The sequence below is a fragment of the Pedobacter westerhofensis genome (assembly GCF_900182595.1).
Lineage (GTDB): Bacteria > Bacteroidota > Bacteroidia > Sphingobacteriales > Sphingobacteriaceae > Pedobacter > Pedobacter westerhofensis.
The window spans coordinates 18,180-37,487 of record NZ_FXTN01000018.1 but is presented as its reverse complement, the minus strand read 5'-3'; the positions used below and the strand labels follow the sequence as shown (position 1 = coordinate 37,487).

Below are 19,308 nucleotides of genomic sequence, written 5' to 3'. Positions count from 1 at the left end.
CTTCTGCTGAAAAGGCTTAAAATAAATGTATAGCGATGAAGGAAGAGAATTCAGAAAATAAGTTATTTACCGACCGCAAGATCAGTCGCAGGTTATTGCTGGGCGGAGCAGCAACTGCTGCCGTGGTGCTTGTACAAACTTCTGTGGGCAAAATGGTGCAGGCTGCTGTTCCGGAATCGGTTGTTCCTCCATTGCTTACCGATTCCACGTCATTGACTGCTGCAGATTTAATTGCTGATCCTACCAGGATACCGGGCAGAGGCCCAAGTGTTTCGGGAATGCCTTCTTCTTTTGAAAATCCTCAGCGTATACCTTCGCTTACCTCTTCCCGGACACCGCTGCAGGATCTTTACGGGACAATTACGCCATCTGCATTGCATTTTGAGCGGCATCATGGTGGCATTCCTGTGATCGATCCTCAGAAATATGAACTGGTGATTCATGGAATGGTGGACAAACCCCTGGTTTTCAGCTTGGCAGATCTGAAAAGATTTCCTTCGGTTACCCGTACCTGTTTTATCGAATGTTCGGGGAACTTCCGCTCCGGGAAAGAAGAGATGAGCCCGCAGGAAATCTGTGGTTTAACCAGTCAGAGCGAATGGACAGGAGTGATGCTGTCTACCTTATTCAGGGAAGTGGGTGTCCGCGAAAAAGCCAGCTGGTTTCTTGCCGAGGGCGGCGATGCTGCGGTAATGACCAGAAGTATACCGGTGAGCAAGGGCTGGGACGATGCCATGATCGCCTATGCGCAAAATGGCGAGGCCGTACGGCCCGAACAGGGTTATCCTGCACGGTTACTATTGCCGGGATGGGAAGGGAATACATCTGTGAAATGGCTGCGGAGAATTGAGTTGTCAGATCAGCCGTATATGACGCGTGAGGAGACCTCAAAATATACAGAAACCGTCAAAGGCGGTAAGATCCGCCAGTTTAGCTTTGTGATGGATGCACGGTCAATCATCACGTTTCCATCTTTTCCCGTACAGCTGGAAAGAGGTTACGTTGAGATCAGGGGCATCGCCTGGACTGGCAGGGGGAAGATCGTAAAAGTTGAGATCAGTGTGGATGCAGGAAGATCCTGGGCGCCTGCTGAACTACAAGGCCCGGTTCTGGATAAAGCACATACGGCTTTCCGCTACCTATGGAAATGGGAAGGCCGCGAAACCGAAATCATGAGCCGCGCAGTGGATGAAACCGGATATGTACAACCCTCTTACCAGGAGTTATCCGCTGCACGTGAAAGCAAAGGAGGGTACCACTTTAACCCAATTACCAAATGGCGGGTTGAAAGAAGTGGTAAGGTTCTGCTTGGCGCTTAATGGAATAATTACTCAAACTCCTGCTGCTCAAACACTCCACCTGCAGGAGCAATAAACTCGTTTTCGCTCTTGGCAATTACAATGGTAGCAACACCATTTCCAATGATATTAGTGATTGCACGCGCTTCGCTCATAAACTTATCTACACCCAATAAAAACGCCAGACCTTCAATAGGAATCTTATGTATTGCAGTCAGCGTAGAGGCAAGAATAATAAAGCCGCTGCCCGTAACACCAGCCGCACCTTTAGAGGTAATCATCAGAATCCCGATGATTCTCGCCATTTCAGCTAATGAAAGATGCACATTGTACAGTTGCGCTAAAAAGATCACCGCCATGCTCAAATAGATCGAAGTACCATCAAGGTTAAAAGAATAACCCGTAGGCACTACTAATCCAACAACGGACTTGCTGCAACCCATTTTCTCCAGTTTCAACATCAGCGTCGGCAATGCCGATTCAGAAGATGAAGTTCCCAGAACAAGCAGCAGTTCTTCTTTGATATATTTCAGAAACTTGAAAATACTCAATTTATAATAACGGAGAATAGCCCCCAGGATCAGGAATACAAAAAGGAACATCGTCAGATAAACCGTTCCCATTAGTTTTGCCAGCGGGATCAGCGTCTCCAGTCCAAACTTGCCTATGGTATAAGCCATACCTCCGAAAGCGCCAAGAGGAGCCAGGTACATCACGTACTTCAATCCTTTGAATACCAGCTTTGACAGCACACTCAGTTTAACCACAGCAGTTTCGCGATGTTTAGAGAAGTTCAGAACGATACCTACAATAATCGCTACCAATAATACCTGCAGCGTAAAGTTCGAAAGAAAAAACTGTCCCCAGTCGAAGCCTGCTGCGCCCTGCGCATGCGTATATTTTGAAGGATCCTGTTCCTGCAAACCTGTCTTGCTGATCTTACCAGGCTGAATGATCACAGCTACTACAATCCCTATGGCAAGCGCAAAAGTCGTCAGCACTTCAAAATAAACCAATGATTTCAGGCCAATGCGCCCAACCTTTTTTAAGTCGCCCATGCCACTGATGCCCAATACGATCGTCAGGAAGATGATCGGGCCAATGAACAATTTGATAATGTCTACGAAGGTCTTGCCCACGATTTCCATTTTTACTGCTGCTGCAGGGGCGTAGTGGCCTAATAAAATACCTGCGATAATAGCTATCAGTACCCAGAAAGTGAGGTTCCTAAAAATGATCTTCATGCGTTAACGTTAATTAGATGGGTAATAATAACGATTTTTTTAAATTAAAGAGGGCAAAGAGCGTTGTAACTGACCATAAATCCTGTAATAAACCTGATAGTTTTAGGTTAACTCCTGGAAGGAATGAAAATTTTCAATGATATAATATTTTATTGTTGTTGGAGATGAAATATTAGCTTTGAATTATGAACCGCTTAGACCGCCTGTCTGCCATTCTCATTCAGCTGCAATCCCGCAGGACTGTCAGGGCACAGGATATTGCCGACCGCTTCGATATCAGCCTGCGTACCGTTTACAGAGATATACGGTCGCTAGAACAGGGAGGGATTCCAATTATTGGAGAAGCAGGTATAGGTTACTCCATCATGGAGGGCTACAGGCTTCCGCCAGTGATGTTCAGCCGGGAAGAAGCCACCGCGTTCATCACTGCAGAAAAGCTGGTCACTAACCTGACAGATGCCAAAAACGGAAATTCATACAGTCTTGCCCTGGATAAGATCAGGGCGGTGCTGAAAACGAGCGACAAGGATTACCTCGAAAATATTGATCATCGGATCGAGGTTGTAACTAATAACCGCGGACCTGAGATCAGCCTGCAGCAAAACCGCCTGCAGATTATACTTAATGCCATCGCAGAAAAGAAGTTGATGCGGCTGGACTACTTCGCGTATTACCGTCAGGAACATACGCAAAGAATGATCGAACCCGCAGGTGTCTTTTACCTCGAAAACCATTGGCACCTCATTGCCTGGTGCCGGCTGCGAAAACGTTATCGGGATTTCCGTTTCGACAGGATCAGGGATATCAGCATTACTGAAGAACATTATGATGATGTCCATCCTTCGATTAAGCAATATCTCAGTGAGCAGTTTAAGGATATGAAACTGCATGATGTTACCATTCTGGTGGATAAAGAAGCTTCGCTGCATCTGGGCGAACAGAAATATTATCAGGGATATGTTTCGGAAAAAGAAAGCGACAAAGGCATAGAAATGCAGTTTTTGAGTACACATCTGGAAGGTTTCGCAAGATGGTATATGAGTTTCGCCGACTATGCGGTTATCCTCAAACCCGAGGCCTTGCAGCAACGCGTCAAATCTTTATTTGCAGCGATTTCTAAAAACATCAATAGCTACTGACATATAGCTGTCACCAGGCCTTGGTTTCTTTGCGCTATAAACCAAAGAAAAAACAATTATGTCAACTCCAAAAGAATTTCTGAAAGAACTTACAGAAGAATCTGTAGTTACCCGTAAAATGCTGGAACGCGTTCCCGAAGACAAATATGACTGGCAGCCGCATCAGAAAAGTATGTCGGTTAAACAGCTTGCCGGACATGTGGCCGAACTTCCTTCCTGGGTCAGTATGGCATTCACTACAGATGAACTTGATTTCCAGGGAAACGAATACACGCCACCTGCATTAGAAAACAACCATGACCTGCTTGGCTTGTTCGATCAATCTTTAGCAGGGGCGAAGGAGAAACTGGAAATTGCAAAAGAAGAAGATCTGACACCAACCTGGCTGTTGAAAAATGGCGATCAGGTACTGATGTCGCTCACTAAAGGCGGGCTGGTCCGCCATGCTTTAAGCCAGACCATCCATCACCGTGCGCAACTGGGCGTTTATCTGCGATTACTGGATATTCCGATTCCGGGCACTTACGGACCAAGCGCAGACGAGCCAAACTTTAGTTAACGTTTTCAAAATTGAATTTCATCCGGCGGAGCAAAGCACTAATTATCCCGCCGGATTTATCTATTTATATTTCTCGCGGGACAATTTTTCTTTAACTTAGCGGCATGTCAAGCGAAGAATTAGAAGCATATTTTGCAGGGATTGAATTACCAGAGAAAGTAGAGCTGGTACAGGGAGTAGTGATCGAAGATATTCCGCTTTTTCTTGAGTCGCACTTCAGCTATTTAAAGCGTAATGGCACGCTCAAATCGGCAGATGTTTTTCTCATGCGCCTCAATCAGCTGCATGACAAAATTGAAGAACTTAAAACACAGGAGTAGCAGCTTCCTTCCGCCCGGATATAAAGGATAATCTGCATAAAGCCCATCCGCAGGTAAAGGAATTTCTAATTTGGATTAAAAGGAATAAATTTCGAGTGCGCGCTGATCTTCAGTTCAATGATATGCCTCAGTATATCCGCGATCTCCAGCTGTACCAATACAGCTTCGCGCCCAAGCGGATGCGTAATCAGGTCAACCGGAGTCATATACTTCAGGTCGATCTGTTCCCTGGTAAGACCAAACTCTACCAGTTCAGAAGCAGAGATTTTGTAAAACCTCAGTAACTTCCTGAAGAGCATCAGTGTGATCTCCGTCTGTTCAGTTTCCACGTTGAGATAGGAGCGTGGAGTTGTTCCCAGTTCCCTGGCTAATTCTTCGATAGACAATCCAGCAGTCTCACGAAGCACTTTTATGTTATAAATAAGCTTTCTCATAATACCAGATAACAATTAATAAAAGTAATATCTAATTTATCATTTTATTCTATAATAACTGCATTGTTGTTAGAATAAATTATACAATTCAATTATAGATTATGATTTATAGCTTTTACCTCTAACATGTGCCCGTTAACCAAGGTGATACGCGCATTGGTCAAGTATATCCTTCTGCCAAAAAATATATTTTTACTTTACATAGGAGATAGTCAGGTAATTACAAACTCTATATTAAACAAAACAACATGGACAGATCAGAATTTTCAGAAGCTGTTGATGCATATTTAGGCCAGACAGCGAACTCCTGGCAGGAATTTATTGTCGAAGATTATTACGAAAGTTATAGTCATTGTTTCGATATCCTGGACCTCCTGGATGAAGCCCAGATCAAAGAGATCAGCGACCGGGTGTTCAAGGCGATCATGAAAAGGATCAGGGAATCTGACGGGAACTAAAAAAATACTTTCCGCTTGGGACATTGTGATCAATACATATACTGTATGGATATAGGCTATGAACACACCCAATCAAAAAGAATTTTTACGACTTGTTGAACTTTATCTGGACGGAAATGCAACTGCTAAACAGGCTGCTACGGTAGAACAGTATTTTGACCTGTTTTCATCTGAACCAGATATTTTGGACAGCATTGATAAGCTGGAGGTCAGGGTTATCCACGACCGCCTCAAATCTGCAATCGACACAAGAATTGACCAGGAAGATAAATTTCACTCCGTTGTACCCTGGAAATACCTTTCTGTAGCAGCCAGTATATTGCTGGCAGCTACGATAGGGATCTATTTTTATCATTCCCGGCAGCCACAGTTAAAACAGTTTAGTCAACAGAAGATGGTAGCCGATGTGGCCCCGGGCGGGAATAACGCTATTCTGACCTTGTCTGATGGGCAAAAGATCTCCCTCAATGACGCCCGTACAGGCAGCATCGCCAATCAGTATGGTACCAGTATCAGCAAAAGCAAGGAAGGTCACCTGATCTATAATTCTTCTGCTTCTGCAAAAAATACGGTGGCATACAATAGTGTGGAAACCCCAAAAGGCGGACAGTACCAGTTACTGCTTGCAGACGGCACAAAGGTCTGGCTCAACGCCGCTTCATCTCTCAGGTATCCATTAGCTTTCGACGGTAAGGATCGTCAGGTAGAACTCAGCGGAGAAGCTTATTTTGAAGTTGCCCATAACAAATCAAAACCTTTCAGGGTACTCAGCAATCATCAGGTTGTAGAAGTGCTTGGGACGCATTTCGATATCAATTCCTATGCAGACGAACCTGCAACCAAAACAAGCCTGATCGAGGGCAGTGTAAGGGTAACCAGTCTCGGCTCAAAAGCGAAAATCGTCATCAGGCCGGGCCAGCAGTCTGTTCTCAATTCAGCGCTTCCTTCATCGGATATAACGGTCAAAAATATTGACATCGATGAAGCTGTTGCCTGGAAAAACGGATACTTTATGTTTGATGAAGAATCACTGGAAAGCATACTCAGGAAAATCGCCAGATGGTATGATGTAGATATTCAATACAAAGGAATGGATGCTAAGAATAAACTGTTCTTTAGCGGCACGCTCTCCAGGTATAGTAATGTTTCTAAAGTGCTGAAGAAATTAGAACTGACAGAATCGGTTCATTTTAAAATAGAAGGCAGAACTATCTACGTGATGCCCTAGAGGAATCTCTTCAATAGATAGTACCTAAATAACGTCTCGTTTTTTTATATGGAATAGTTGACAGGGTCAATTGTTCCATATATGTATGTTAAATAATTGATCATTCCTTGTTATATTGATTGTAGATGCTTAAATCTCCGTTACCGATCATTTCCTCTTATCTGTGTTACCTCCCTAAACAAGAAAGACTATGATTTATAAATTATCCACCTATAGTACTTATACAGATGTAAAGCTGGTTTCCCTGCTTGTAGAGGGTGACAGGTTAGCTTTTGATGAAATCTATGAAAGATACTGGAAGAGGCTTTACAACGACACCTATAAGCGCTTAAAAAGCATCGAGAAGATCGAAGAGATTGTCCAAGATGTATTTTCAAATCTGTGGACTTCCAGGGGCAAAAGAAATATACAGAATATCTATCCTTATCTGCTTACCGCAGTGCGTTACCAGGTATTTATGTTATATAAAAAAGGGAAATCTACACCGGAGTTTGAAGAACCTTTAGAGCATATGATCTTGTCCAGCCTGCAGGCAGATTCGCTCTTTAATGAGAAAGAACTGAAAGGCATCATTACGTTTTGGATGGCACTCCAGCCGGATAAGCGCAGGGCGATCTTTCAGATGAAATATGTAGATGAAAAATCTACCCGCGAGATCAGCGAAGTTCTGGGGATTTCTCAGAAAACTGTGCAGAACCAGTTGCTGACTTCTTTTTCGAGTTTACGGGATTTCCTGAGCAAAGCAATGATTATTCTCAGTTTCTGCCCGCTGAAATAAAATGCGGTTTCGAAAAAAATATTTAGACATGTTTTTACTGATAAAATTAAAATATTTTTAATCACTTGGTAAAACCATTTATATATGTCTTTTTTGAGGTTTTTGAATCGGAATTGAATGTGTCTCACTACTTTTACTAAATTGTGGGATAGGAATGGATAAAAATAATTTCTATTTTGCATAGGAGATTGTATCAAAACATACGACTTATAATGAAACATCTTATATGAAAAAGACAGAATTTTCAGATGCTGTGGATGCATATTTGGCAGATACAGCAAACCCATTGCAAGAATTTGTGATAGAAGACTATTGCTATACCTGCAGGCATAATTATGACATCGAGGAGATGTATAATGATGCAGTTGAAAAAGGGATCGGCGACAGGGTATTTCAGCTGGTCGCGAAGATGTGGGATAAGTATAAGTAATTCTACAAAGTATTCCTGCTTGCATAAAATGATTGTGAGCAGGAATTTTTTTTGTGTAGAGTGCTAGCGTATTCATCCCGATAATAAAGTCTTTGGTCAAGGAAATGGCGTTTTCTTGAGTTAAAATATTTGCGAACTGAAAAAATTATTCCTAATTGGTGTAGGAGATTTGTCTTTCATTACATACATATGTATAAAAGGCTATTTATCTAAACAAACCAACCTATGGAAAAATTAGAATTTTCAGAAGCTGTAGATGCCTACCTTGCATATACAGCAACTTCCTGGCAAGAGTTTATTGTCGAGGATTATTACGACAGTTTCAGATATGGGGATAATATTCTGGATTTCTTTCAGGAAGCAAAAGTCAAAGAGATAAAGGAACGGCTCTATGCGTCTATTATCAGTCGGATAAGTGAAATTGAATAATGTTGGTTATTCCTTCAGTAATGTATTATATTCTTATTTTTTGAAAATGATTCTATACTGCTCGGGAGAAATATCCATTATGATTTTGAATGTTTTTGAGAAGTGATAGGGGTCAGTGTATCCAACCTGCAGTGCCACTTCATAAATTCTCAAATCGGTATGATGAAGTAATCTGCAAGCCTCCTGGATCTTCAACTGTATGAAGTAGTCGATTGGAGAGTATCCCGTTTCCTTCTTAAAAATATTTGAAAACTGAGATGTAGAATAGGAGAACTGATCAGCCAGCTCAGCCAGTGCAAACTTTTCTGCAATATTATCCCTCAACAGCTTAATCACATTGTTAGACAGCTTTTTAGTTTCTTTAGATGTTTCCTCAGAACTATAAAGCAGTATGGCTAAGATGCGTTGGACAGTCATGTTGGCGTACAATATCCTGTCTATGCTGTAACCGTTTTCGAGCATTGTAATCAGATCCTCAAATAACCTTCGTATCTCTACCAGTTCTTTGGCATATACCGGTCTATTATAGTTATTTATTATGGCTTTCTTGCAAAAACCAGATATAAAAGCTCCTCCAATTTTGAACCAATAGATACTCCAGGGATCTATAATGTCTGCCTCATACTCATGCGGTTCATCCGGGAACAATATAAAATATTGACCGGGCAAAATGGTATGTTTTTCAGAGCTTACGGTAAAGCTGCCCCGCCCTTTGGTGCATAGCATAACAACCATTTCCGGGCAGCCATTTTTTCGGTTTGTATAATGTTTATCAGCCGCTGGATAATGGCCCAACTCTTTAATATACAGATTAGTCAGTAATGGGTTAGCAGCTGCTGTCTGGCGGATTACTTTCGGTGGTATCACTAATAGTTTTCGTCCTTCTCCCTTCCAGTAATGTTCTGGATCAATATCATTTTTCCCGTAGCTCATGAGTAGGCATTTGTTGTTGAAATTTTTAAAGAATCGTAAAATAATACATGTAATTGATAAGCATTTCCATTGTCAATACTTTTTTTGAGCGCGATATTTACTTTTAATATTACTTAACCAAATATTATCAATAGTTCAATTATGCTTCATATCACAAAGTCAGAGGATATATTAACAGGCAGGCTTGAGCTGTGTTATACCGGTGCGGTTTATGACGTGATGAGGAATATGGGATATCCAGACCAGTTATTGCCCAATCACATCAGGCCAATGAACCTGCAACATAAAATTGCAGGGCCTGTCTTTACTGTAACGGGGGCAATTGATCAGAGTCTTGATAAAGATACCTCGTTGCTGAAGTGGTGCGAAATGTTGTCTGTTGCACCTGCAGGACATGTATTGATCTGCCAGCCCAATGATGATACCTTGGCTCATATGGGCGAATTATCTGCTGAAACTCTTACCTATAAAGGGATTAAAGGATATATTGTTGATGGAGGCTGCAGAGACAGTTCTTTCATCGAAAGCATTGGCTTTCCTGTATTCTGTACCTATTTTACACCTCGTGATGTTGTTGCTACCTGGTCTGCAACTGAAATGGGAGCAAGTATCATGATCGGTGGTGTTTATATACGAACAGGGGATTTTGTTCTGGCGGACCGCGACGGAATTATTATTATTCCCAAAGCAAAAGCTGAGGAAGTGGTTACAAAAACAGAAGAGATTATGCGAACCGAAAATCTGGTGCGCAAAGCAATATTATCCGGAACGGATCCGGTAGATGCTTATCTGAAATTTAAGAAATTCTGATAGATGGATAAACTGATCAAAATACATTCACTGGATAACGTTATGATTGTCACGGCGGACATCCAGGCAGGGGAACACCTGCATATCCGCAGGACTGAATATTATTTTGATAAGCCTGTCGGAATTGGTCATAAGGTTGCTGCTCAATTTATTGAATCCGGTGGAAAAATCATCAAATACGGTGTTCCAATTGGCTCGGCAACTGAAGATATTCAGATGGGCGGGCACGTGCACCTGCATAACATGAAAAGTGATTATATTCCTACTTATACCTATGAAAAACAGTACCCTGGGGATGCCAACCCCAGCCTAACCAACCAATCAATCAACCAGGTCTTGTAGCGAGACCTGGTTTTAACCGTCCAAATTCAGAAACATGTCGCACATGCAATGGCAGGGCTATCTCAGAAAAGATGGTCGTAAAGGTATTCGAAATTATATCACCGTGGTCTACCTTGTAGAGTGCGCACACCATGTAGCCCGTGAGATCACTTCAAGGTTCAAAGAACATCCTGTGCAGTTGATTGGATTTGCCGGATGTTATCCCAATGCATATGCAGACAGGGTAATGAATTCATTATGCACCCATCCAAATGTAGGTGCTGTGCTTCTGATTTCATTGGGATGTGAAAGCTTTGACCGTAAAAAGCTGGAAGAAAATATCAGGCAGTCAGGGCGGCCTGTAAATTCAATTGTTATTCAGGAGGCAGGCGGAACACGCAAGGCCATTAATGACGGTGTCCGCTGGGTAGACTGGTGTTCGGGAATCATTGGAAATACAATGATGGTGCCAATGACAGTCAATGACCTCGTTGTAGGTACAGTATGCGGAGGCAGTGATGCCACAAGTGGCATTACTGCAAATCCAGCTGTAGGGCTGGCATTCAATAAGCTGGTTGCCAACAAAGGGATTGCAATTTTTGAAGAAACAGGTGAAATGATTGGGCTTGAAGAGGTGATGAGCAGCCGGGCGGTTAACCCTCAGCTTGCAATAGAATTAAAAAAGTCTGTAGAAAAAGCTGCCAGATATTATTCTGCAATGGGCCATGGCAGTTTTGCGCCCGGCAATGCCGATGGAGGTTTAACTACGATTGAAGAAAAATCAATGGGCGCCTATTGTAAAAGCGGGGATTGCCAAATCAGCGGATTAATTAAACCTGGTGACCGACCCGTGCAACCTGGTTTATATCTGATGGATGTAGTTCCTGATGGGGAGCCGAAATTTGGCTTTCCAAATATCAATGACACTGTCGAAATCGTTGAGATGATTTCCAGCGGATGCCATATTATACTTTTTACTACGGGTAGGGGGTCAGTTGTTGGTTCTGCGATTTCCCCGGTGATTAAGATCTGTGCTAATCCGCAAACATATAGGCGAATGGAAGAAGATATGGATATCAATGCAGGCGGTATACTAACAGGAGAGACCACCCTCAGGGATACAGGCGAGAAAATTTTTGAAGGAATTCTTGCTGTTGCTTCCGGGATACCAACCTGCTCTGAGGGATTGGGACACCAAGAGTTTATGCTCAGCTATAAAACATTTACACCGCTTGGGCCAGGCTGTTTGCCAGTATAAAAACAATATCAAAATTAATTCATAAAAATTCATGGAAAAAGTAAGTTCAGGCCAGATCTCCCCGCCCGCGACAACCAGCGCATTTCTTTCCGGAACCTCTCTGGTGATCAGTCTATTCTTCTTGTGGTCGATCACGGCCAATCTGCTGCCGATCTTGATACCACACCTTAAAAAGGCCTGCCATTTAAGCGTATTTCAATCATCCCTGATAGATTCTGCTTATTGGATTGCATATTTCGTCATCGCTATACCTGCAGGAATATTTATGAAGCGTTTTGGTTATAAAAGAGCCATCATAACAGGATTGCTTCTGGCTGCAACGGGCGCTTTTCTTTTCTATCCGGCAGCCGAATCGAGATCATTTGCGTTTTTTCTTTTTGCACTGTTTATCATCGCAGCAGGAATGACTTTTCTCGAAACCTCGGCCAATCCTTTCATGACGATATTGGGCGATCCTGCTTCGGCTGCTCAAAGGCTTAATTTTGCCCAAGCTTTTAATGGGCTTGGCGCTTTTATTTCTTCCATGTTTATCAGTAAGCTGATCATCGGGAAGAATATGAAATCACAGTCTGATCTTGACCTGCTTTCGCCTGTTGCTATTGATAACTATTATACCATGCTCTTTCATAAAGTAAAGCTTCCTTATCTGCTGATCGGGCTGGTACTGGTGATTGTAGCGGTTCTGTTTTTACTGACCAGATTTGTTCAGGACGATACCGGCGTTCAGAAAAATGCACAAAATCCTGAGGCCCCTGTAGAGATAATTGACGAAAAGATCAGGATCAGTTTGCATCCACGACTGATTTCCGGGATCATTACGCAATTCTTTTATGTGGGGGCCCAGGTTTGTGTGTCCAGTTTTTTTATTCTTTATGCTACTTCCGTAGCTGGTCTGAATGAATATGAAGCAACCAACTATCTGGGTTTACTGCTTCTTGGCTTTATGTTAGGCCGTTACTTTGGCTCATTTATTATGAGATATATCAAGCCCGCAAAACTTCTTTTGATGTATGGATCAGTGAATATACTGTTGATGCTATACATCGTATCAGTAGGAGGGAAAGATGCTTTATTTGCATTTATCGGGGTCGAATTCTTTATGTCAATCATGTACCCAACAATCTTTTCTTTATCAATCAGGAATTTGGGAAGAAATACTCCAATGGGTTCATCGTACATGGTTATGGCGATCATCGGCGGTGCAGTGTTTCCACCATTGCTGGGATATTTGTCTGATGCTACCGGGAGTATCCAAACAGCATACCTGGTCCCTTTACTTTGCTTCATACCTGTGATTTTCTTCGGATGGAAGCAAACATAAAAAAAGGAACTGCCGGTAAACCAACAATCCCTTTTTTCTTCCTGGGCAGGTGCTTGTTTTTTATGAAATATTTTGCTTATCCGACATGGTTCACCTGGAAGGTCCCAAATGCCGTAGTGCCGGTACCAGTCACCATTAATCCTCGTATAACAATGGTTATTGTTTTATAACGGTTGTTGGTTGCATTAAAATTGAGCGTAGATTGCACTACGTTTGTTGCTGCGTCCCTAATCTCAAAAGTGTAAGTCGTCGAGGAGGTTTTTGCTGCATATTTTTTTAATTCTGAGATCCCTTTATAGGCCAGGCCTGTAACCTCATTTGTTGTAGCCAACCTCACGTTAATATTTAAAGGTGTACTATTTGGAGACAAATTTACAAACCGGATATAAACAGAGCTATCTGGTTTCAGTACCGCGTTGTTAATCACCGGAATCGATTTTTCAACTCTAAACACTGTATCAATGGTCGGGGAAAGACCTGCAATGTATAAAGTGCTGATCGGTTGCAGATCAACAGTCCTGCTAAATAGCACCTTTGTTGTGTCTGTCGAACTCACTACTGTTATGGGCGTGCTGCCGGTAAAGGCACCGTAAATTGCGTTGCCGCCAAAGGCAACGTCAGAGGCTTTTGCATAAGCAAATCCATTTCCGGCGCCAGCATTCACTTTAATGGACCCAGCGTTCAAAGCAGCATTGATTACAGTGATATTTGCCGTTCCCTTGATGGTGTAGTTCTCTTTTTCACAGGACGCAATCAAAAATAGCAAGGCCACGGGAATGATGAATAGTAATGTTTTTTTCATATTTTTTCTTGGTTTTGGTTTCGTGTTCACTCAGGAACAGTTAGGATATGTTTGTACCATTATAGTATAAACAAGCCGGCTTTTCTCCCATTAAAACCTGAAATTATTATTTGAACTAAAAGGGTGTCAGTAGTATACCATATTAAAGTAGCTTTGGACTGCATAACCACTTTTCCTCTATATTCGCAGTATGGAAAATCAATTGTTTCAAAAGCTGATTCAAATCCGGCAAGATTTGCACCAACATCCTGAACTGGGTTTTAAGGAATTTCGGACGTCGTCACTCGTACAAAGACATTTAGAGGGACTGCATATACCTTTTGAGATGGTAGCTGAGACGGGCGTGCTTGCTACACTAAGCAAAGGAACCGGCCCTATAGTTGTGCTCAGAGCTGATATGGATGCATTACCAATAAAGGAGGATACCGGTTTATCCTTTAGCTCTGTCTATGAAAATAAGATGCATGCCTGTGGCCATGATCTTCACACGACGATGCTTTTGGGTGCTGCATACCTGTTGCAGCAGCGTGACTTTAACGGAACAGTGAAGTTCTTGTTTCAGCCCTCGGAAGAGGGAAATTTACGCAGCCCGGAATCGGGAAAGTCCGGCGGGCAGATTATTGCAGAAAGCGGCAAACTCAAAAATGCGAAAGCGGTAATCGGTCTCCATGTTAATCCATTGATGAGACTTGGCACCCTGGGTTTCACTCATGGGGAAGCACTTTCAAATGTTTGTAATTTCATTATCACTGTTAAAGGTGTCTCCGGTCATGCAGGAGCTTTGGAACATGTGATTGATCCTGTGCTGATCAGCAGCCAATTGATTGTTTCAGCTCAATCCATTATTTCACATACTGCGCCCACCCAGCCTGCAGTCCTTGCGTTTACCACAACAGAAATTGTTGGCGAGCCAGCTTATAATATCATTCCTGAAACAGTTATCCTAAAAGGAAGTTTGCGGGTATTAAACTTAGAGACTTACAATACCATTGTGGAGAGGCTTAAGGCTTTGCTTACTGGTATGGAGATTTCCTATGCCTGTAAAATCGATCTGGAATTTACTGCTTATTATCCGAGCCTGTTAAACGACTCAAAAATTGATGCAGAATTAGGGACAGTAAAGGAGGAAATCTTTGGTGCTAACATTATCCAGCAGGGCGGGCAGCTGATTGCTGAAGACTTTGCGTTTTATTCGAGACAGGTTTCTTCTGTATTTTACTTTTTAGGAGCTGCGGTAGAGGAGCAGGAAACATACTTTCTTCATCATCCTAAAGTGATGTTTAATGAGAACTGTATCCCTAAAGGATCTACCTTTCTTTCGGAATCAGCGGTGAGATTGATGTCTTAACCAAAGGAGGCGGGACATCCATCCCGCCTTACCCTCATGCTCATCATTCAAAAAAACAATATATAATCAACCATTCGTGGTTAATGTCTTAGATCTCCATTAGAATTACACCTGCAAGTGCAATCAGTGTGAGCATAATATTTACTTTAAAATGTTTGTGCCATCCCAGGCGGCCAAATAGTCCACCGCAAGCACATGGGTGCCGGTCATAAATATGAAATACCGCACCACCCACATACAATGTGAATAAAGCCATCAAAAACATTGATGAGTACATTCCGATCAGTCGTGTCTCAGGAATCAGCAGCAGCACAATCAAAGCGATCTCGCTTATAGGAAGTGCGAACAATAAAATCTTTCCCAACCAACGCGGGAATACCTGGATCATCAGTGCATGATTGAACTGCTTCAGATCAAATAATTTGGAGAAAGATGCATAGGCCCATAATAAAATTAGAAGTCCCGTAATTAAGATGATAAAAGGATGCGGATTCATAGTGTTGTTTATTTAAGAGGTTAGATCCATTTAAAATTTTCTCTGATTCTATACTACCAAGTTAAGGGAGAAAGGTCAAAAAAAAAGGGACAGATGACCCAATCGAATGGCCTTCTGTCCCTAATGGGGGCTGTTTTTACCTGCTTAAGATTACATCCTTCGTGTCCGGTTTCTAATGCGGTTGAGCGTTTTACGTGAGATGCCGAGGTATGCGGCGATACTTTCTACTGATGCTTTCCTGAAGATTGCAGGACAGTCTTTCATCAGGTGGAGATAGTGTTCTTCAGGAGAGTAGGCCGCAAATTCCAGAATTCTCTTTTCACTCATTTTTTGGTACTCATGCATCACTTTTCGGATATATTCATTTGACTCTGGATACAGCCGGGTAATCTCGCTTACATGCTCATAGGATATCGAGAGCAGTACACTGGGTTCCAGCAATTCGATATACGTTTCCGACGGTACCTGGTTAAAGAAACTATTTAAGGAGATCATCAACTGACCTTCGTTCCAAAACCAAAAGGGCACCTTTTTCTCTTCTCTGAAAATCACACCCATGGCGGCACCTTTTTCAATGAACCAGGCCCTGTTGGATATCTGGCCAGGTTTCAGGATGACCTGACTTTTTGCATAATATTCCCTCTTAATCATCTCATTGAGTTTTTCCTTTAACTCAGGACGTAAAGGATATTTTCCAGCTAACAACTTGAACAATTCCTCATTTTCCATTTCATACGATAGTTTAAATGTGATACGAACAATTAATTATAGGCTGATTTGCATGAGCATGGCCTTGCCTTACTCCAAATCATGATAAAATAAATCAATATTTTATTTGTTATGTGGGGGGCATCACAACGTAATTCATAGGCTATTAAATAATTAATGATCAACAAAATACGAAAAATATCATTTACTTAAATTATTCCTGGCGCAAAATATACTAACATTTTATTGTCAACTTATGCCTGTATCTTATCATTAATATTAATTTATTGCTTCAAACCCTCTAATTATGCAAAATATAGGATTTCTGACCTTTTTAGATGGAAATATTTATCTTAACAATTACATCTATAACTGAAGGGAATTTTGGGGCAATCTAAACTTGACCGGTCATATAATTGATTTCGTAACCTTTGACGCTAACAGGTCCGCCCTAAATAACTAGTAAACAATAGTCTGAGTGCCACTATGAAGTTTTGAGGTTTTATTCTTCCATGCAAATGTTCCTGTTAATCCTTCTGGCAATTTAATTTCCGCTCTGACCCCGGATTCACCTGTGCGCTGAAGCTTTACAGCAATCTGTCCAGATGGATGTGGCATGGTACATTCTGCCTGGGTTAGCTCCCCCAGAAAAGGCCTGATCAGCACTCTTTCAAATCCCGGCGCATCAGAGGTGATCCCGCAAATCGTTGCCAGAAAATCATAGTTAGGACTTGCACTCCATGCATGGCAATCAGACCTTGTAGGTTCGGGTTTTTCTGCGAAAGTACTTAAACCAAGCTTCAGCATGTCGCGCCATGGAGTAAGCTCACTGTAATAAACATCAGCCAGCTCTGCTTTTCGCAATGCCTGGGTTAGATAAAAACGGTAAAAGAAAGTGACCTGGCCTATTGACTTGTCCTGCAGTAATTTCTGCATGATTCTGGGAACTTCATTTTGTGGTACCGCTCCACTAAGGACTGCCCAAATTCCGGCGTGCTGACTGTAAGTTTGCTGATCGGGCGTATCAGCTATTAATCCCTTCTCAGCATTAAAGCATGCCATGAACGTATTTTGATTCAATTCTGCAGCCAGTAACTTCATTTCGTCCGACTGGCTGACATGACCGAATGATTTGAAAAGATCGGCGGCCTGATTAAGAGTATATGCATATTGAAGCGTAATAATTGATGAATTACCATTATCAGCTCCGGGGGCCGTTCCCCAATCATTGAAATTGTCCCAGTCTATAAAATTCCACCAGGTAAGCGGCCCGAGCATCTTTTTATCCTTATCAATCCGCACACTGTACCACTCCGTGATCTCGTTGATAGCCGGCAAAAATTGTTTTACAAATGCATCGTCATGCCTGTACATCCAGTAGTCATGAATCATTGATATCCAAAATAGCGAAAACGTTGGAATGATTTGCAGACGGTTACTTGGATAGCGGCCCTGCGTTAAGCCTTCCGGTGTTCGGGAGTGGTAAAAATCAAGAATCGCTTTTCGCATCAGCCGGACGTCACCACTTATGTACAGCGAGATCAGCGCCTGTATCCGGCTATCGCCGGTGTATTGCAGCTGCTCATAGTATGGAGTATCATAATATTGCTCTCCCGCACACAACTGCGCTGTGCGCCATCCAACATTCCAAATTTCACGCAGCGTAGGGTCACTGCTGGAGAAGGATGCATTCATTTCCAGGGGGTAACCAGTTTTCATACAATAGATATCTCTGATCTCAAGGGGCTCATCCTTTGTAGTAATATCTAGCTGCAGATAACGGAAAGACCGGATCCACAAGGGCCGGAATTTCCTGTCATCGCCTCCGTCTGGTAAATATATATCGTAATTTCCTTTGATCTCTTTCTGATCAATGTCATTCCTGTTGCCTTTGACACCTTTCGCATCAAACAATGATTCCGCATAAGTGAGCCTGATTGTGGCTCCAGTTCCGTGCGCGGTAAGAATTTCCGGATATCCTGATATATTTACAGAATTATCAATAAGAATACTCACTGTTTGCTGCGCCGGGATTTTCAAAGCGCTCTTCCCCAGCAAAAAATCACTGTTCGCTTCCATGCCTGATGACCTTCGAAGAAAGGCAAACCTTGTCAATTGTTCCTCAAATAATGGTATGCTGCGTGGGGTCACTGTCCATTGATTGTCAGTACCGTAGCCAACAGGCTCTGGATGTGTGATTTCCAGGGCATTGTCCCATTTGCTATCATCATATGATAAATTCTCCCAACCCCAGGCATATTTTTTTCCATCAACCTGATCTCCAGGCCCAACTACCATGTATGCCTGTAAACGTTTCATGTTATCTTTTGAGCATGGAGAAAAGGCCTTGCTCATGCTTACTTTCCAATCCTTGCCCGTATTCACTATTTTTTCCGGATCACCATTGCCCTGCAGCATAAAAGCTGTTTGATTGGATATCTGACCAACAGCTGCCAATTCTCCCATATTCCAGACTAATGCGGCGATTGTGTTTGAACCTCTCTTTAAATATGATGAGATGTCTATAGACTCGTAATACCAATTGAAGAGATCTCCACGAGCGGGACCTGAGCATACCGGTTTTCCATTTACGAATAAGCGGTATCTATTGTCAGCACTTACGTGAACGATAAAATTTGCGGGAGCTGCAGATAAGTTAAATGTTCTGCGGAAATGGTACACACCATACTCCCTTTGCATGGCATTAGGGGAGGTGACCCAATATGCAGGCCATGAGCTTTTTAATAATTTAGGATTTACAGGTGTAGTTTGTCCTTTGGCTACACACATCCCAAGGATCATGCAGAGCATAAACACGTTAAATTTTAATTTCATAGCTCCTATGTTTAGGTATAGGTTAATGTTTTGGTTTACATATTTGGTTAAGCGTTACCTACAACTTATATGTGTAAATAGGCGCGGCTAATCTACATAAATATTTAACATTTAGCTATTTAGGTTTCAGTATTTTTTCTCGTTTTTCACTTGATCTTT

21 protein-coding genes are annotated in these 19,308 nt (G+C 42.2%); 14 read left to right on the top strand and 7 right to left on the bottom strand.

Annotation, left to right across the window (positions count from 1 at the left end; translation table 11 throughout):
• The first annotated feature begins 35 nt into the window (after positions 1 to 35).
• Positions 36 to 1,319, top strand: coding sequence for a sulfite dehydrogenase (gene soxC / locus FN831_RS26090; protein ID WP_142531162.1), 1,284 nt, complete (start codon positions 36 to 38; stop codon positions 1,317 to 1,319).
• An 8-nt stretch (positions 1,320 to 1,327) separates the two neighbouring features.
• Here soxC and FN831_RS26085 read toward each other — a convergent pair whose 3' ends face one another.
• Complete coding sequence (locus FN831_RS26085) at positions 1,328 to 2,542, bottom strand: cation:dicarboxylate symporter family transporter (RefSeq protein ID WP_142531161.1); 1,215 nt, start codon at positions 2,540 to 2,542, stop codon at positions 1,328 to 1,330.
• Between the two features lie 185 nt (positions 2,543 to 2,727).
• Here FN831_RS26085 and FN831_RS26080 point away from each other — a divergent pair, with 185 nt between their 5' ends.
• The 3 genes from FN831_RS26080 (at position 2,728) to FN831_RS26070 (ending at position 4,560) form a co-directional block, all read left to right on the top strand.
• Positions 2,728 to 3,681, top strand: coding sequence for a helix-turn-helix transcriptional regulator (locus tag FN831_RS26080; RefSeq protein WP_142531160.1), 954 nt, complete (start codon positions 2,728 to 2,730; stop codon positions 3,679 to 3,681).
• Positions 3,682 to 3,739: 58 nt separating this feature from the next.
• Complete coding sequence (locus FN831_RS26075) at positions 3,740 to 4,240, top strand: DinB family protein (protein WP_142531159.1); 501 nt, start codon at positions 3,740 to 3,742, stop codon at positions 4,238 to 4,240.
• A gap of 104 nt (positions 4,241 to 4,344) precedes the next feature.
• Positions 4,345 to 4,560: a DUF6965 family protein gene (locus FN831_RS26070; RefSeq protein ID WP_142531158.1), complete on the top strand. Its 216-nt coding sequence runs from the start codon at positions 4,345 to 4,347 to the stop codon at positions 4,558 to 4,560.
• A gap of 65 nt (positions 4,561 to 4,625) precedes the next feature.
• Here the strand turns inward: FN831_RS26070 and FN831_RS26065 are convergent, their stop codons facing one another.
• Complete coding sequence (locus FN831_RS26065; protein WP_142531157.1) at positions 4,626 to 4,994, bottom strand: helix-turn-helix transcriptional regulator; 369 nt, start codon at positions 4,992 to 4,994, stop codon at positions 4,626 to 4,628.
• A 248-nt stretch (positions 4,995 to 5,242) separates the two neighbouring features.
• Between FN831_RS26065 and FN831_RS26060 the strand changes: the two genes are divergently transcribed.
• The 5 genes from FN831_RS26060 (at position 5,243) to FN831_RS26040 (ending at position 8,317) form a co-directional block, all read left to right on the top strand.
• The gene (locus FN831_RS26060; protein WP_142531156.1) at positions 5,243 to 5,452 is read left to right on the top strand and encodes a hypothetical protein; all 210 of its coding nucleotides are present in this window, start codon (positions 5,243 to 5,245) and stop codon (positions 5,450 to 5,452) included.
• Between the two features lie 58 nt (positions 5,453 to 5,510).
• Complete coding sequence (locus FN831_RS26055; RefSeq protein ID WP_142531155.1) at positions 5,511 to 6,680, top strand: FecR family protein; 1,170 nt, start codon at positions 5,511 to 5,513, stop codon at positions 6,678 to 6,680.
• A gap of 190 nt (positions 6,681 to 6,870) precedes the next feature.
• Positions 6,871 to 7,458: an RNA polymerase sigma factor gene (locus FN831_RS26050; protein ID WP_142531154.1), complete on the top strand. Its 588-nt coding sequence runs from the start codon at positions 6,871 to 6,873 to the stop codon at positions 7,456 to 7,458.
• Positions 7,459 to 7,684: 226 nt separating this feature from the next.
• Positions 7,685 to 7,888, top strand: coding sequence for a hypothetical protein (locus tag FN831_RS26045; RefSeq protein ID WP_142531153.1), 204 nt, complete (start codon positions 7,685 to 7,687; stop codon positions 7,886 to 7,888).
• A 225-nt stretch (positions 7,889 to 8,113) separates the two neighbouring features.
• Entirely contained in the window at positions 8,114 to 8,317 is a 204-nt protein-coding gene (locus FN831_RS26040; protein WP_142531152.1) for a hypothetical protein, read from the top strand.
• A gap of 33 nt (positions 8,318 to 8,350) precedes the next feature.
• On the opposite strand, the gene FN831_RS26035 is transcribed toward FN831_RS26040, so the two are convergent.
• Positions 8,351 to 9,250 carry an AraC family transcriptional regulator gene (locus tag FN831_RS26035; RefSeq protein WP_142531151.1) on the bottom strand — a complete coding sequence of 300 codons (900 nt, stop codon included), beginning with the start codon at positions 9,248 to 9,250 and terminating at the stop codon, positions 8,351 to 8,353.
• Between the two features lie 141 nt (positions 9,251 to 9,391).
• On the opposite strand from FN831_RS26035, the gene FN831_RS26030 reads away from it, so the two are divergent.
• Genes FN831_RS26030 through fucP form a run of 4 tightly spaced genes read left to right on the top strand, consistent with a single transcriptional unit; the run spans position 9,392 to position 12,960 of the window.
• Entirely contained in the window at positions 9,392 to 10,060 is a 669-nt protein-coding gene (locus FN831_RS26030) for an RraA family protein (protein ID WP_142531150.1), read from the top strand.
• Positions 10,061 to 10,063: 3 nt separating this feature from the next.
• On the top strand, positions 10,064 to 10,402 hold the full coding sequence (locus FN831_RS26025; RefSeq protein ID WP_142531149.1) for a UxaA family hydrolase: 339 nt from the start codon (positions 10,064 to 10,066) through the stop codon (positions 10,400 to 10,402).
• A gap of 34 nt (positions 10,403 to 10,436) precedes the next feature.
• Positions 10,437 to 11,639, top strand: a complete 1,203-nt coding sequence (locus tag FN831_RS26020) for a UxaA family hydrolase (protein ID WP_142531148.1) — start codon at positions 10,437 to 10,439, stop codon at positions 11,637 to 11,639.
• 31 nt (positions 11,640 to 11,670) lie between these two features.
• Positions 11,671 to 12,960: an L-fucose:H+ symporter permease gene (fucP, locus tag FN831_RS26015; RefSeq protein WP_142531147.1), complete on the top strand. Its 1,290-nt coding sequence runs from the start codon at positions 11,671 to 11,673 to the stop codon at positions 12,958 to 12,960.
• Positions 12,961 to 13,036: 76 nt separating this feature from the next.
• On the opposite strand, the gene FN831_RS26010 is transcribed toward fucP, so the two are convergent.
• Positions 13,037 to 13,762, bottom strand: coding sequence for a DUF4397 domain-containing protein (locus FN831_RS26010; RefSeq protein WP_142531146.1), 726 nt, complete (start codon positions 13,760 to 13,762; stop codon positions 13,037 to 13,039).
• Positions 13,763 to 13,952: 190 nt separating this feature from the next.
• Here FN831_RS26010 and FN831_RS26005 point away from each other — a divergent pair, with 190 nt between their 5' ends.
• Positions 13,953 to 15,110: a M20 metallopeptidase family protein gene (locus FN831_RS26005; RefSeq protein ID WP_142531145.1), complete on the top strand. Its 1,158-nt coding sequence runs from the start codon at positions 13,953 to 13,955 to the stop codon at positions 15,108 to 15,110.
• A gap of 88 nt (positions 15,111 to 15,198) precedes the next feature.
• On the opposite strand, the gene FN831_RS26000 is transcribed toward FN831_RS26005, so the two are convergent.
• From FN831_RS26000 to FN831_RS25990, 3 genes are all read right to left on the bottom strand, one after another.
• Positions 15,199 to 15,606: a MauE/DoxX family redox-associated membrane protein gene (locus FN831_RS26000; RefSeq protein WP_142531144.1), complete on the bottom strand. Its 408-nt coding sequence runs from the start codon at positions 15,604 to 15,606 to the stop codon at positions 15,199 to 15,201.
• A 150-nt stretch (positions 15,607 to 15,756) separates the two neighbouring features.
• Complete coding sequence (locus tag FN831_RS25995) at positions 15,757 to 16,335, bottom strand: Crp/Fnr family transcriptional regulator (protein ID WP_142531143.1); 579 nt, start codon at positions 16,333 to 16,335, stop codon at positions 15,757 to 15,759.
• 438 nt (positions 16,336 to 16,773) lie between these two features.
• Positions 16,774 to 19,149, bottom strand: coding sequence for an alpha-L-rhamnosidase-related protein (locus FN831_RS25990; RefSeq protein WP_142531142.1), 2,376 nt, complete (start codon positions 19,147 to 19,149; stop codon positions 16,774 to 16,776).
• Positions 19,150 to 19,308 lie beyond the last annotated feature (159 nt).